Source organism: Pseudomonas sp. HP_01 (assembly GCF_055284355.1).
Genome location: NZ_JBTOPV010000045.1, coordinates 1 through 14,800, shown reverse-complemented (window position 1 = coordinate 14,800; position 14,800 = coordinate 1). Strand labels below are relative to the sequence as shown.

Annotated in this window: 12 protein-coding genes; 4 read left to right on the top strand and 8 right to left on the bottom strand. The window is 59.9% G+C overall.

The window, feature by feature from the left end; all coding sequences use genetic code 11:
• Window positions 1–2: 2 nt before the first annotated feature.
• Genes ACYAR8_RS20015 through ACYAR8_RS20005 form a run of 3 tightly spaced genes read right to left on the bottom strand, consistent with a single transcriptional unit; the run spans window position 3 to window position 2,363 of the window.
• Entirely contained in the window at window positions 3–656 is a 654-nt protein-coding gene (locus ACYAR8_RS20015) for an ABC transporter permease (protein WP_108120811.1), read from the bottom strand.
• Complete coding sequence (locus tag ACYAR8_RS20010) at window positions 653–1,621, bottom strand: glycine betaine ABC transporter substrate-binding protein (protein ID WP_083398737.1); 969 nt, start codon at window positions 1,619–1,621, stop codon at window positions 653–655. The genes ACYAR8_RS20015 and ACYAR8_RS20010 overlap by 4 nt, the downstream gene beginning before the upstream one ends.
• Before the next feature lie 28 nt (window positions 1,622–1,649).
• A complete protein-coding gene (locus ACYAR8_RS20005; RefSeq protein ID WP_074886589.1) occupies window positions 1,650–2,363 on the bottom strand; it encodes an ABC transporter permease in 714 nt (237 codons plus the stop codon).
• A 334-nt stretch (window positions 2,364–2,697) separates the two neighbouring features.
• On the opposite strand from ACYAR8_RS20005, the gene ACYAR8_RS20000 reads away from it, so the two are divergent.
• Window positions 2,698–4,281, top strand: a complete 1,584-nt coding sequence (locus ACYAR8_RS20000) for a peptide chain release factor 3 (protein WP_074886592.1) — start codon at window positions 2,698–2,700, stop codon at window positions 4,279–4,281.
• A gap of 143 nt (window positions 4,282–4,424) precedes the next feature.
• Here the strand turns inward: ACYAR8_RS20000 and ggt are convergent, their stop codons facing one another.
• On the bottom strand, window positions 4,425–6,092 hold the full coding sequence (gene ggt / locus ACYAR8_RS19995) for a gamma-glutamyltransferase (RefSeq protein ID WP_463580851.1): 1,668 nt from the start codon (window positions 6,090–6,092) through the stop codon (window positions 4,425–4,427).
• 354 nt (window positions 6,093–6,446) lie between these two features.
• On the opposite strand from ggt, the gene ACYAR8_RS19990 reads away from it, so the two are divergent.
• Complete coding sequence (locus tag ACYAR8_RS19990) at window positions 6,447–7,760, top strand: M12 family metallo-peptidase (protein ID WP_463580850.1); 1,314 nt, start codon at window positions 6,447–6,449, stop codon at window positions 7,758–7,760.
• A 47-nt stretch (window positions 7,761–7,807) separates the two neighbouring features.
• Here the strand turns inward: ACYAR8_RS19990 and ACYAR8_RS19985 are convergent, their stop codons facing one another.
• On the bottom strand, window positions 7,808–8,710 hold the full coding sequence (locus ACYAR8_RS19985) for a DMT family transporter (protein WP_463580947.1): 903 nt from the start codon (window positions 8,708–8,710) through the stop codon (window positions 7,808–7,810).
• 155 nt (window positions 8,711–8,865) lie between these two features.
• Here ACYAR8_RS19985 and ACYAR8_RS19980 point away from each other — a divergent pair, with 155 nt between their 5' ends.
• On the top strand, window positions 8,866–9,744 hold the full coding sequence (locus ACYAR8_RS19980) for a LysR family transcriptional regulator (protein ID WP_463580849.1): 879 nt from the start codon (window positions 8,866–8,868) through the stop codon (window positions 9,742–9,744).
• 258 nt (window positions 9,745–10,002) lie between these two features.
• Here the strand turns inward: ACYAR8_RS19980 and ACYAR8_RS19975 are convergent, their stop codons facing one another.
• From ACYAR8_RS19975 to ACYAR8_RS19965, 3 genes are all read right to left on the bottom strand, one after another.
• On the bottom strand, window positions 10,003–10,899 hold the full coding sequence (locus ACYAR8_RS19975) for a LysR substrate-binding domain-containing protein (protein ID WP_463580848.1): 897 nt from the start codon (window positions 10,897–10,899) through the stop codon (window positions 10,003–10,005).
• A 185-nt stretch (window positions 10,900–11,084) separates the two neighbouring features.
• The gene (mdaB, locus tag ACYAR8_RS19970) at window positions 11,085–11,669 is read right to left on the bottom strand and encodes an NADPH:quinone oxidoreductase MdaB (RefSeq protein ID WP_463580847.1); all 585 of its coding nucleotides are present in this window, start codon (window positions 11,667–11,669) and stop codon (window positions 11,085–11,087) included.
• 213 nt (window positions 11,670–11,882) lie between these two features.
• Window positions 11,883–12,647 (bottom strand): sulfite exporter TauE/SafE family protein, encoded by a 765-nt coding sequence (locus ACYAR8_RS19965; protein WP_463580846.1) that lies wholly within the window; start codon window positions 12,645–12,647, stop codon window positions 11,883–11,885.
• Window positions 12,648–12,906: 259 nt separating this feature from the next.
• On the opposite strand from ACYAR8_RS19965, the gene argH reads away from it, so the two are divergent.
• Complete coding sequence (argH, locus tag ACYAR8_RS19960; RefSeq protein WP_463580845.1) at window positions 12,907–14,334, top strand: argininosuccinate lyase; 1,428 nt, start codon at window positions 12,907–12,909, stop codon at window positions 14,332–14,334.
• The last annotated feature ends 466 nt before the right edge of the window (window positions 14,335–14,800 follow it).

Genomic DNA, 14,800 nt, shown 5'->3' with positions numbered 1-14,800 from the left:
AGTCATTTGAGCAATCCTTTTGGAGTCAGCGAGCGTTGCAGCCATTGCAGAAGCAGGTCGGCGAAGATGGCCAGAATGCTGACCAGTACGGCGCCGACGATCAGCATCGACATATCGCTGCGGCTGATAGAAGCAAGAATAAGTACACCCAGACCACCGGCACCGATGGTCGCGGCGATGGTCATGACACCGATGTTCATGACCACGGCGGTGCGCACACCGGCGAGGATCACCGGCACGGCGATCGGCAGCTCAACCATGCGCAGACGCTGGCCGAAAGTCATGCCGATGCCTTTCGCGGCTTCGCGGATACCAGGATCAACGCCCGTCAGCGCCAGATAGGTGTTACGCATGATCGGCAGCAGCGAGTAGAGAAACACTGCGGTGATTGCCGGCATCGGGCCCAGGCCCTGACCGAACTTCGAATAGAACGGCAGCAGCAAACCAAACAAGGCAATCGACGGAATGGTCAGCAGCACGGTGGCGCTGGCTTGCAACGGCCCGGCAAGGGTCGGAAAGCGCGTCATCAACACGCCCAGTGGAACGCCGACGACAATTGCCAATGTCACTGCGATGCCGACCAGAGTGATGTGTTGCAGGGTCAGGTGCATGACCTGATTCCAGTCCAGATGGGAGAAAGCGCTGAGGAAACTCATGGTTTCTCCTCCTGTTTTGCCGCCGGCGTCGGCGGGACCGGCACGCTGTCGGCGGAAGGGTTGATCGGATGCTCGCGCAGGAATTCAGCCGCCACTACGGTAGGACTTTCGTGGTCGACGTCGATGCGCGCGTTCAGCGTACGCATGGTCTGGTTATCCAGCAGCGCGGCGAGCGGCTTGAGCAAATCGGCCAGTTCCGGGTGCTTGTCCAGGTACTCCTTGCGGATCACCGGCGCAGCGGTGTAGTCCGGGAAGTAGTGCTTGTCGTCCGCCAGCACCTTGAGCTTGAACGCGTTCAAGCGGCCATCGGTGGTGTAAACGAGCCCTGCAAAAACCTGCCCGTTGCGCAGCGCGGTGTAGACCAGGCCCGCGTCCATCTGACGGGTGTTTTCACGCCCCAGGTTCATGCCGTAATGCTTGACCATGCCCACCAGACCGTCGGAACGGTTGGCGAACTCGGTGTCCAGCGCCACGATGTGGCCCTTGTCGGCCTCGGCCTTGAGCACCGTGGTCAGGTCAGACATGGTGTTGACCTGCGGATACTGCTGGGCAATCTTGTCCGGCAGCGCCAGCGCGTAGGTGTTGTTGAACTTGGAGGGGGACAGCCAGACCAGCCCCTTCTTGGCGTCCAGCTCCTTGACGCGCTGATAGGTCTGCTCGCTGTCGAGCTTCTCATCAACATGGTTGTAGGCAACCAGCGACACGCCGGTGTACTCCCACAGCAGATCCAGCTGGCCGCTTTCCTGAGCACTGCGCGCCAGGTTACTGCCAAGGCCGCCGGTGATCTGAACCTGATAGCCCTTGTCGCGCAGGTATTGCGCCGTCAGTTCGGCCAGCATGGTCTGCTCGGTGAACACCCGCGCGCCGATGCGCAGCACCGGCATTTCAGCCGGAGCATCCGCGGCCTGGGCGAAACCGGACAGCAACATCCCGACGCCCATGATTAATGTGCATAACTTCTTCATACCAATTCCTTTCTCAGCGGGGCTCGACTTATCGAGCCAGGCCGCGTTCCAGCCAGAGACGGCTTGCCAGGGTCACGGCGCCATCGAGCAGCAGCGCAAGCAACGCGGTACACGCGGCGCCCAGCACCAGTTGCGGCTGATTGTTCAGGGCGATGCCGGGGAAAATCAGGCTGCCCAGGCTGTTCGCGCCAATGAGGAACGCCAGTGGCGCGGTCCCGACGTTGATCGCCAACGCCACGCGCACACCGCCGATGATGATCGGCACGGCGTTGGGCAATTCGACACGCCAGAGCACCTGACGCGGTGTCATGCCGATGCCGCGCGCGGCTTCTTTAAGGGAACCCTGAACGTTTTTCAGGCCTTCGTAGGTGTTGCGCACGATGGGCAATAACGAAGCGAGGAACAAAGCGAAGATCGCCGGACCGCTGCCGATGCCCAGGATGCCCAGAGCGATGGCCAACACGGCGAGAGGAGGAACGGTGTTACCGATGTTGAAGATCTGCATGAAGCGTTCGGCGCGGCCAACCATGTTAGGTCGGCTGAGGACAATGCCGGTCGGGATCCCGACTACCAGTGCCGCCAGCATCGAAGCCAGCACAAGCCAGACGTGGGCTTGCAGATAAAACAGCAGATCGTCCTGATATTGCCTGATGGTACTGATGCCGATCCATTGGACCAGCAGGGCCAGGAGTGCGATGACAATCACACCTCCCAACAGCCCCTTGCCATAGCGATTTGCCACGGGCGGACTCCTTATTTCAGTCGGCGAACGTCTGGCGTGGAACCGGCCTTTTCAGGCAGCACGCGAACGTTCGCGAAGAGCAGCGGGTGGGTCGCCGGAAAGGTTGATACCTCGGCGAAAACACAAGCCATGAGCGCAGCTTCGTCAAGCTAACTTGCTGATTTTGCAACCCTTGGCATGTAGCGATACCAGGGAATGGACGTCTCCTTAACCGCAAAGGTTCCCACGTGCGATGGTATCTGGCCACCCTTTATTGACTGAACGGTTCGGTTATTGCTCTGGTTTGGGCTATAATCGCCGCCCTTTTTTTGAATCACCTCTCGGGCGATTTCCCATGACCAGACAGGCCGCCGAAGTCGCGAAACGCCGCACTTTCGCCATCATTTCCCACCCCGATGCGGGTAAGACCACCATCACCGAAAAGCTGTTGCTGATGGGCAAGGCCATTTCCGTCGCCGGTACGGTGAAGTCGCGTAAATCCGACCGTCACGCCACTTCCGACTGGATGGAAATGGAGAAGCAACGCGGCATTTCCATCACCACCTCGGTCATGCAGTTCCCGTATCGCGATCACATGATCAACCTGCTCGACACCCCGGGCCACGAAGACTTTTCCGAAGATACCTACCGCACGTTGACCGCTGTCGACTCGGCGCTGATGGTGCTCGATGGCGGTAAAGGCGTTGAGCCCCGCACCATCGCACTGATGGACGTCTGCCGCCTGCGCGACACGCCGATCGTGAGCTTCATCAACAAGCTCGACCGCGACATTCGCGACCCGATCGAGCTGCTCGACGAGATCGAAGCGGTCCTGAAGATCAAGGCCGCACCTATCACCTGGCCGATCGGTTGCTACCGCGACTTCAAGGGCGTTTATCACCTCGCCGACGACTACATCATCGTTTACACCGCCGGTCACGGTCATGAGCGCACCGAGGTAAAAATCATCGAGAAGCTGGACTCCGATGAAGCGCGCGCTCACCTGGGTGATGAGTACGATCGCTTTGTCGATCAGCTGGAACTGGTGCAAGGCGCCTGTCATGAATTCAACCAACAGGAATTCCTCGACGGCCAACTGACGCCAGTGTTCTTCGGTACAGCGCTGGGCAACTTCGGTGTCGACCACGTACTTGATGCGGTGGTGAACTGGGCGCCGGAGCCCCTGGCCCGCGTCGCCAACGAGCGGACGGTGGAGCCGGTCGAGGAGAAATTCACCGGCTTCGTGTTCAAGATCCAGGCGAACATGGACCCCAAGCACCGCGACCGCATCGCATTCATGCGCATCTGTTCGGGCAAGTACGATAAAGGCATGAAGATGCGCCATGTGCGCACCGGCAAGGATGTGCGCATCGGTGACGCGCTGACCTTCTTCTCCAGCGAGCGTGAACAGCTGGAAGAAGCCTACGCCGGCGATATCATCGGTCTGCATAACCACGGCACGATTCAGATCGGCGACACCTTCAGCGAAGGGGAAGCCTTGGGTTTCACAGGCATCCCGCACTTCGCCCCGGAGCTGTTCCGCCGCGTACGCCTGAAGGATCCGCTGAAATCCAAGCAGCTGCGCCAGGGTCTGCAGCAACTGGCCGAGGAAGGCGCCACGCAGGTGTTCTTCCCGCAACGCAGCAACGACATCATCCTCGGCGCCGTCGGTGTGCTGCAGTTCGATGTGGTCGCCAGCCGTTTGAAGGAAGAATACAAAGTGGAATGCGCCTACGAGCCGATCACTGTGTGGTCAGCCCGCTGGATCGACTGCAGCGACAAGAAGAAGCTCGAAGAATTCGAGAACAAGGCGGTGGAAAACCTGGCAGTGGACGGCGGCGGTCACCTGACTTACCTCGCGCCAACCCGGGTCAACCTGGCCTTGATGGAAGAGCGCTGGCCAGACGTGAAATTCCGCGCAACGCGGGAGCATCACTAGGGCTCACTCCTCCGAGTGATCGTTCCCACGCTCTGCGTGGGAACGCCGCTGCTGACGCTCCACGCGATTGGACTGCGGACGCGGAGCGTCCAGAGATGCATTCCCACGCGGAGCGTGGGAACGATCAATCAGCCGTCATGCCCTTACTTCACAACCATCCCCACACCCCGCCCACGCGGATCGGACGCGGTTTCGACTTTCGTGCCGTCGATCTTGATCACCTGCACATTGCCCATAGACCAGCCCTGGTCCTTCAGCGTGTAACCCATGCTGGTCAGCTCGTCAGCCACCGGGGTCGCCAGCGGGGCAAATTTCTCGGTGTAGATCGTGTCTTTCGGCAGCAACTGGTGATGAACCCGCTGCGCGGCAACCGCATCTTTCAGCGGCATGTGGAAGTCATAGATATTGTTCAGCACCTGAAACACCGTGGTGAAAATCCGTGAGCCGCCCGGCGTGCCCAGCACCAGGGTGACCGCACCGTCGCGGGTGACCAGGCTCGGGCTCATCGACGACAACATGCGCTTGCCGGGCTGGATGGCGTTGGCATCCCCGCCCACCACGCCGAACGCGTTGGCAACGCCCGGCTTGGAACTGAAATCATCCATCTCGTCGTTCATCAAAAAGCCTGCGCCCTTCACCACCACGCCGCTGCCGTAATCCCAGTTCAGGGTGTAGGTGTTGCTGACGGCGTTGCCCTTGGCATCGACGATGGAGAAGTGCGTGGTCTGGTGCGATTCAAGCCCGGCCTTCACGTTTTCCGTGGGTGAAATCGCCGTCGGGTTGACCTCATGGGCGCGCTTGGCCAGATAGGCGTTGTCAGTCAGTTGGCTCACCGGCGGCACGGAAAAGTCCGGATCGCCCAGGTAGTTGGCGCGATCGGCGAACACCCGTTTTTCGATTTCTGCCACCAGATGGATATAGCGCGCCGAATTGAGAGGCACGTCCTTGAAGTCATCGGCCAGCTGCTGCTTCATGCCGATCAACTGCGCCAGCGCGATGCCGCCGGAGCTGGGCAGCGGGGCGGTGTAGAGCGTGTTGCCGTTGAAGTTGACGTGCAACGGCTTGCGCCAGATCGCCTTGTAATCCTTCAGATCCTCTTTGGTGATCAGGCCGTTGTCGTGTTGCATCTGCGCCACCAGCAGGTCGGCCGTCTGGCCCTGATAAAACTCGTTGGCGCCTTTGTTGGCGATGCGTTCCAGGGTCTTGGCCAGCTCCGGTTGACGGAAGGTCTCGCCGGTCTTCATGTCGCCGAAGTAATCCGCGAAATTGGTCTTGCCGTTGAGCTGTTTGATCGCTTCAGCGCCATACATGTATTGCTTGTCGGCGACCTTGAAGCCGTTTTTGGCATAACCAATGGCCGGCGTCAGCAGCTCGGCCCACGGCAGCTTGCCGAATTTCTCATGGGCTTCCCACAGCCCCATGACGGTGCCGGGCACCCCCGAGGCACGCGCGCCGACCAGACTCATGCCCGGAATGACCTCGCCCTTGTCGTCCAGGTACATGTTGCGGGTGGCCGCTTTCGGCGCGGCTTCGCGGTAGTCGAGAAAGTAAGGCCGGCCGTTCATGAACAGGGTCATAAAGCCACCGCCGCCGATGTTGCCAGCTTCAGGGTAGGTGACCGCCAGCGTGAACGCCGTGGCGACAGCGGCATCGACGGCGTTGCCGCCCTTCTTGAGAATCTGTGCAGCGACCTGAGCACCGTATTGATCGGGAGACGCGACGGCGCCGCCTTCAAGCACTACCGCATACACCGGCGAACTCGCGGCGAAGATCACCGACAGGGCAAGGGTTTTGAGGATCACTGCACGCATGGGGCTTCCTTGATGACAAATACGACAGCTTGTTACTGATGTGCTGTCTGGAGGCTGAAGAGACTAACGGTCCCGCTGCACATTAATGATGAAACTTGCCGCAAACGCAAACGGCCACACGCGGGTAACCGGCTTGCCCCGTGATGAGTTTGGCCAGTCCTGTGGTGTAACGCCGTTCGTGGTCTGACCTGAAGCACTCGATAACTGATTCAACCTGCCGCACATCATCCCTGCGGTCCGAAATCAATCGCAATAACAGCCCTTGTCTGCATCGCCAACGAATCTAATACAGCGTCTTGAAATACCTACGATCAAGTAAAGCCACTGGGCGTTTAACCAGAACGGAGCACCACCGTGATAAGGATATTGGCCTGGTTAGTATTCCTGATGCCCCTGGCGGCGGGCACACCGGCAACGGCCGCTGAGACGCCATTTCTGAAATCAGGCCGGCCACTTGATGAGCGAGATTTCGACGCATCAGCGACGTTGAAAGCGCAGCATTCATTCCCAGGGACCATCAAGATAAGCGAAGCGCATATCGACGCCAGCCAGATTAAAGATCATTCGACCCTGGCGCTGGAGGTGGATGGAGCAACGCTGTTGGCCACATTCGTTCGCAGTGAACAACTGAACCAGCCTTCCAAAGTGTCTGTTCCGCGTGATGAAGCGCGCGAAAAGGACGTGTCAGACATGACTGTCTGGTATGGAAATCTAGAGCCGCATATCAATATTGAGCCGTTCAACGCAGCACGACAGGATCCTCTCAATTCAATCACGCTGGTTAAGTCGAAGACCGGTGTAACGGGCGTCATTCGTCACGGCGCCAGACTCTTCTGGCTATGGCCTATGAAAAATGGCAAGCACCTCATCGTGGAACTGGACGAGTCGGAAATGCCCCATGAGGTCAATGCACCCATGCCATCTGGATCTGGGGCTGTCCTGGAAAAATCATCACCGACCGAATCGGCGGGTAATGTGGTTATAGACGTATTCACCGTCATCATGCAGAGAGCCGTGGACGCCTATGACGGCGACATGCTCGCCTTGATGCAGCTGGCAGTCGCTCAGGCGAACCAAAGCTATATCAACAGTGATATCGGCATCAGCCTCAGGTTGAGTGCATACCAAGTGACGAACTACAGCTCATCCAACTTTTTGGATTTGGACATGAATCGCCTGATGGATCCCAAGGATGGGTACATGGACGACAGTATGGTCATCAGGGAGGAGTCCTTCAGCGACGTGGTCATGCTGATTGATGATTACGGCCGCGTTATTGAGGGCGATTATCTTTGCGGCCTGGCAAAACAGGTAGGCTCGACTGCCGCTACAGCAGTCGCTGCCGTGAACTATCGATGCATCTTCAACCAGACATTCGCCCATGAGCTGGGTCATTTACAGTCTGCTCGCCACAACCCTGAAAACGACTCAGGACAGGGCCCGTATTCCTATGCCCATGGATATCGCTACACAGTTGACGCTGCACAATGGAGAACACTCATGGCTTATCCCTGCGTGCCATGGTCGAGTGGTTGCCCAGTCCTGAACGCCTGGTCCAATCCCGATCTGCGCTACAACGGCGTCCCTATGGGCGACGCTCAGAACGCTGACAACCGCCGCGTGCTGGAGCTGACTAAGCAGAGCATTTCAAAATACTACAGCCAATAGCGGCACCAGGTTTCAGCCCGAAGCTTCGTACGATCAGCCGGGTACGATCAGCTCGCCACGATCAGCTTTACCCGCTCCCGCCGCAGGTTCAGGGCCAAGACGCTCGCAAGCACCACTATCGACCCGACGATGACCTGCGCGGAAGGCATCTCGCCCAGCATCACCGAGGCAATGGCGATGGCCATCGGTGGTGTCAGGTACAAACTCATCGACGCGCGGCTGACGTCCATGTGCTTTAGAACGTAGGCCCAAGCCAGATACGCCAGTGCGCTGGGGAACAGCCCCAACACACCCACTGCCACATTGACCCTCAGCGGCGCGTTGAAGACTTCCCCAATCAGACCCGGCAAGTAAATCAGCAGGAACACCGTGCCCGCCCAGACCGTATAACAGACCATGGTCAGGCCGTCGTACCGATGGCTGTGACGCTTCTGCAGCGAGAAATAAACGCTCCATGAAAACGCCGCCAGCAGAATCAGCAGCCCGCGCGCGTCCATGTGGCCAATGCCACGATCACCGGTGACGACAATCGCCGCGCCCACCAAACCGAGCGCCACACAGCCCCAACGCCAGGCGCTGACCCGCTCCTTGAACACAAAATGCGCCAGCAGCGCGGTAAACAAAGGCGTCGATTGCACCAGCACACTGGACGCCCCGGCACTCACGCCGGCCTGGCCGAAGTTGAGAGCGATGTGGTGCAGGCTGACGGCGAAGAAACCCAACACCGCGAGCAACGGCAGATCCTTCAGGCGCGGTAACGCGATGCGTTGCGATGAGGCGATTAGCAGCATGAACACCGATGCAATCAGGAAGCGCAGTAGCGCCAGATGCCCCGGATCATAGGCCTGCAAACCGATACGAATGCCGGTGGGCGAAAAGCCCCAGCAGGCGACCACGAAGAACGTGGCGAGGGCAACTTTCATCCCTTGCCACGGCACCGCAGCACTCATCGGTGTATCCGAACTGCAAACAGGTTCAGCCACCACGCTCATTTCGATAACTCCTGCCGACAGGCCCGACGCCTGCCCATGGCTGCGAGTATCGAAACAACTTATGCTCACCACAACCGAACAATAATGACGTAAACACTCACTTTTGGTGATGCATGGAACTGGCCCAGATTCGCATGTTCAAGACCGTGGTCGACACCGGCAGCATTGCCCGCGCCGCGGAGGTGTTGCACTGCGTGCCGTCGAACATCACTGCGCGGATCAAGGCGCTTGAGGCGGAGTTGGGCACCGAGTTGTTCTACCGTCAGGGCCGAGGGTTGCGCATCAGCCCGGCGGGGGAAATCTTCCTGACTTACGCCGGCAAAATGCTCAGTCTGGCCGACGAAGCCAGACGCGCGGTGCATCCCGATGCCGCGCCCTCCGGGCCGTTGCGTATCGGCGCCATTGAATCCTCGGCCACCGCGCGGCTGCCGCGACTGCTGGCGCGCTTTCATGCGCGTTATCCGCAGGTGTCACTGGAGCTGACGACGGGCACCGGCACGCAACTGCTCGACGCGACGCTCAACCAGAAGCTCGATGGCGCCATTGTTGCCATCGACGTCAAACGCCCACGGCTCAAGCGCACATCGATGTACCGGGAGGATCTGGTACTGATTGCCGCCGAGTCGATGGGGCCGATTCGCAGCGCCGCGGATCTGCAGGGCAAATCGATTTTCATGTGGCCCGAAGGCTGCCCTTATCGCGCGGCGCTGGAGCGCTGGTTGCAGCACGACGGCCAGACTCAGCCCATCGTCAGCATTGCCAACTACGGCACCATCGTCGGCTGCGTCAGCGCCGGGGCAGGCGTGGCGCTGGTGCCCAAAGGGGTTTACGAGCAGTACCGGAAAGGCTCGGGCTGGGTCGGTTATGAATTCCCTGAACTGACCTCCATCGATAACCTGTTTTACTGGCACGAGAACGCCGAGCATCACCCGGCGCGGGAGGCGTTTGTGGAGATGTTGCGGGCGGAATTCAGCGGGGTGGCCCAAGATTGACGGCGCACCGAAACCCAATCGACCACGCGCATCCAGCTGGATGAACAAGACGTCGAATGCCTCGGGTGTTTCCGAAATCTTGAAGGTTCACACGACACACTGTAGGAGCGCGCTTGCCCGCGAAGGCGGTGGGTCAGATTGCATTTTCGTCATAGACACACTGCGTTCGCGGGCAAGCGCGCTCCTACAATGGACGTGCGCGAGCAAACTTCTGCGGTAGGAAGTGAGTGCGAAAGATGCAGTGCCAAGTAAGCAGCCTTAAGCCGCGTACACCGCCAGCTTTTTCTGAATGAAATCCAGAAAGCACTGAATCCTCAATGCCAGCTGCGAGTTGCGGTAGTAGACGGCGTGGATCGGCTGGCGATAGCCGCTGTTGGCCTGGGGCAGGATGACGTTGAGGCGGCCCTGGCGGATGTCTTCGTGAGTCATAAAGTGCGACAGGCAAACGATGCCCTCACCCGCCAACGCCAACTGGCGCAACGTCTCGCCGCTGGATGCCGAGACCGTCGGCTGAATGAACAACCGATCCCCGTCGGCGTGGCGCAACGGCCAGTGATTGAGCGTTTCTGTCTGGGTGAAGCCGAGCAGTGAATGTCCGCTCAGCGCCTCCACGGTTTTCGGCGTACCGTGTTTTTTGAGGTATTCCGGGCTGGCGAGGATGTTCAGCGGACTGCTGCCGAGGGGCCGGGCATGCAGGGTGGAATCGGCCAGCACGCCAATGCGGATCGCCACATCGGTGCTCTGTTCCAGCAGATCAATGATCAGATCGTTGCTGTTCAGCTCCAGCTGGATGTCCGGGTACTGCGCACGAAACTCGGCGACGTACGGGACGATGGAATGCAGCATGAAGGGCGAGGCCGCATTGATCCGCAAACGACCGGACGGCGTCTGCTGGCGCACCGACATGCGTTCTTCCAGCTCTTCCATCTGGTCCAGAATCTGCCTGGCCCGCTCGAGAAAATACTTGCCCTCCTCGGTCAGGTCCATGCGTCGGGTGGTGCGGTTGATCAACGTCGTGCCCAGCTTGCCTTCGAGTCGCGACAAGGTGCGGCTGATCGCCGAGGGCGTCTGCCCGACCTGCTCGGCCGCAGCGGAAATCGAGCCGCTTTCGATCACCGTGACAAACACCTGCAACTCATCCGACCTGACTTTCACTGTTGTCTCCCGCTCACAAGAGACCGGATAGTAGCGCGCTTGCTGGCAAGAGCTACAAGCTACAAGCTACAAGCTACAAGCTACAAGCTACAAGCTACAAGCCCTGAGCTGCAGGCCAGGCGCTAAGAGCCGTACGCCGTGAGCTTGCCGCTTGCCGCTTGAAGCTAGTAACTCGCTCCTCGCGCTCAGATTCCGAACACCGAGGCCAGATGCGCCTCATACCGCTTAACGTCCGCCGCCACGTTCGGCATCTTCATCACGTCCACCGCCAGAAAGGTCGGCAGGCCGGTCATGCCCAGGAATTGGTTAGCCTTGTGGAACGGGAAGTACACGGCATCCACGCCCTTGGCTTCGAAGAAATCCGCCGGGTCGTCGAAGGCTTGCTGGGGCGCGTTCCAGGTAGCGGAAATCATGTACTGCTTGCCGTGCAGCAAGCCGCCGCTGCCGTACCGTTGGGAGGCATCGGAACGGGTGCGACCGTCGTTGGCGTACAGGCTGCCGTGCCCTTCGGTGAAGACTTCGTCGACGTACTTTTTCACCGTCCACGGCGCGCCCATCCACCAGCCTGGCATCTGCCAGATGATCACGTCCGCCCAGAGAAACTTCTGCACTTCGTCGGCCACGTCGTAGCCGCCGTCAATGAAGGTCTGCTGCACGTCAAACCCGGCGCGATCCAGAAGCGCCAGGCCGGCTTCATGCAGCGTGGTGTTGTAGCGGCCGTCGGAGTGGGCGAATTGTTTGCCGCCGTTGAGAAACAGTACTTTTTTCATATCAAGCCTCGTCCGTCGTCAATGCAGCCCGCTGTTTAGCGGTGCCGGATTGAGGATCTTCAATTGGAATGGACGGCAGAATATCGATCAGGCGAGAGGGGAATAAGCCGCAGAGGGGCAAAATACATTTGCGCCTGAATCACGAGTCAGGCGGCTATTGATGAATTTACGTTGATTGGCCTAACGCGTGAATGCGGGCCGGACACCGCGTAATCAGCCAGCAATCATCAGGTGCGCGCCCAGCAGCGCCATGCCAATGAAGAACATCCGCTTGAACACAATGGCGCTGATGCGCTGGCGCAGCCACTGCCCGAACATCATCCCCAGCAACGCAGGAACCAGCGCCAGCAACGAGGCGCCCATTTCGGCGCTGCCGACTGCGCCGTTCCAGAACAGACCAGCACCCAGTGCCAGGGTCGAGACAGTAAACGACAGACCCAGCGCCTGCACCAGTTCATTGCGATCCAGCCCCAGGCCCTGAATGTAGGGCACCGCCGGAATCACGAACACGCCGGTGGCCGAGGTGACCAGGCCGGTGATCAATCCGCACAACGGCCCGAGCCAGCGCTCGGCAGCGGGCGGTACTTTGAGCGTCGGCAGAAACAGGCCGCAGAGCGCGTACACAAACAGCGCGCCGCCCAGCGCCTTCGCCATGCCGTGCCCGTTGCCAAGCCCCAGCGCGTAGGAGCCAAGCATTGTGCCGATGACGATGGTCAGCAGCAGCGGCCACAACCGCGCGCACAGGCCCCGCAGATGCCCGCCGGTTGCCAGCTGCCAGAGATTGGTCAGTGTCGAGGGAATCAGCAGCAGCGCCGCCGCCTGGGTCGGCAGCATCATCGCGCCGAGCAAGCCCATCGCCACGGTCGGCAACCCCATGCCGATGACGCCCTTGACCGTCCCCGCCAACAGAAACGTCAGCATCACCAGCACTGACAAGGTCCAGCCGAGGTGTTGATAAAGCGATAGGAAACCATCCATGGGCGCATCCTGCGATAGGTCGACGTGGGGAACATCGGGTTGTGCAATCGGCGCCACTTCACCACATTCAGGCACCTGGGGTAACAGAAAAATAGTCGCTACCACGCTTCTGCTCAGCAGGCCGAACCAGGCAGCTTTCCATTTCTGCCAACCCGACTTGCCATTTGTAACGTTTCAACGGCAGCCGGTTTTTTCTAGGATCCCCTGACGTCGTCGACGCCTGGCTCGCCAGCAATCACGTGTTTGAGGGGGAATGCATATGTCCGATGCAACGGATCGTCTGTGGGGGGCGCGCTTCAAGTCAGCACCGGCTGAACCGATGGCCAACCTGTCACGCTCGCCCGCCGTCTATTTCCGCATGACGCCTTATGACGTCGCAGGGTCCAAGGCCCACGCCCACGAGCTTGAGCGCGCCGGTTTGCTGGATGCCGACGAAACCCGCCGCATCATCGAGGCGCTGCAATCGATCGACGAGGATTTTGCCGCCGGCAGCATTCAGCCCATTCCCGCCGATGAGGACGTGCACACATTCATCGAGCGCCTGCTCACCGAACGCCTCGGCACACTGGGCGGCAAGCTTCGCGCAGGGCGCTCGCGCAACGATCAGACGGCCAATGACATGCGGCTGTTTCTCCGTGACAGGATTCGCGTGCTGACCCTGTCAATTCTCGATCTGCAGCAGGCATTGGTCAGTCAGGCCGAAGCGCATATCGAGACCATCGCGCCCGGCTTTACTCACCTGCAACAGGCGCAGCCGATTGTGTTTGGTCACCATTTGATGGCCCATGCCCAGGCGATTCATCGTGACATCCAGCGCCTGCAGGATTGGGATCAGCGTTTCAATCTATCGCCCCTCGGCGCCGCCGCCATGGCGGGTTCAGCCATCGCCCGCGACCCTCAACGTTCGGCGGCGGAAATGGGTTACGCCGGGCCGTGTGAGAACTCCATCGACGCGGTCGCCAGCCGCGATCACGTGGCCGAATTCCTGTTCTGCGCGAGCATGCTGGGGATCAATGTTTCGCGCATGGCCGAGGAGTTCTGCATCTGGACGTCGCGGCAGTTTCGCTGGGTCGAGCTGGACGATGCCTACGCCACGGGCAGCTCGATCATGCCGCAGAAGAAGAACCCGGACATCGCGGAGCTGGCCCGGGGCAAATCCGGTCGTTTGATCGGTTCGCTGACAGCGATTCTGTCGGTGCTCAAGGCACAGCCGCTGTCGTACAACCGGGATTTGAGCGAAGACAAACACGCCATCTTCGACGCCGTGGACACGCTGAATCTGGTGCTGCCCGCCTTTGCAGGCATGGTCCGCACGATGAAGGTACGCAAGGACGAGTTGCTGCGTCAGGCGCCATTGGGGTTTACCCTGGCGACAGAAATTGCGGACTGGCTGGCCGTTCGCGGTGTGCCGTTCAAGGAAGCCCACGAGATCACCGGGCAGCTGGTTCAGCTGTGTGAGGCGCAGGACATCGGGCTGCCAGAGCTGACGCCGAAGATGCTCGCTGACACCGACCCGCGCCTGACGCCGGAGGTGCTGGAGAGCCTGACGCTGGAAGCTGCACTGGCGGCGCGCAGCGGCTGGGGCGGCACGTCACCGGTGCGGGTGGCCGAGCAAATCGCGCGGTTTAAACAACACTTGGTGGCGCAGGAGCAGTGGGCCAAGGATTACTGCGGCCCGCGGGGTTAATTGCGCGCAGCCAGTCCCACTGACTGACCGCGCGCACATTGTAGGACCGGCTTTAGCCGGGAAGGCGTCGGATGTCACGCCGTGAAATCGCGGGTGTTCGTGCTGGCCTCTTCCCGGCTAAAGCCAGTCCCACTGACTGACCGCGCGCACATTTTGGGACCGGCTTTAGCCGGGAAGGCGTCGGATGCCACGCCGCGAAATTTGGGGTGTTTGTGCTGGCCTCTTTCCGGCTGAAGCCGCTCCCACTGACTGACCGCGTGCACATTGTAGGACCGGCTTTAGCCGGGAAGGCGTCGGATGTCACGCCGTGAAATGGCGGGTGTTCGTGCAGGCCTCTTCCCGGCTGAAGCCAGTCTGCAGTGGTCTAATTTCCCCGGACACCTCGATAAGTGGAAAATACATTTATCGAGGAGTTTTTCATGACCAGAAAACGCAACAGGTTTGATGACAGCTACAAACTGGAAGT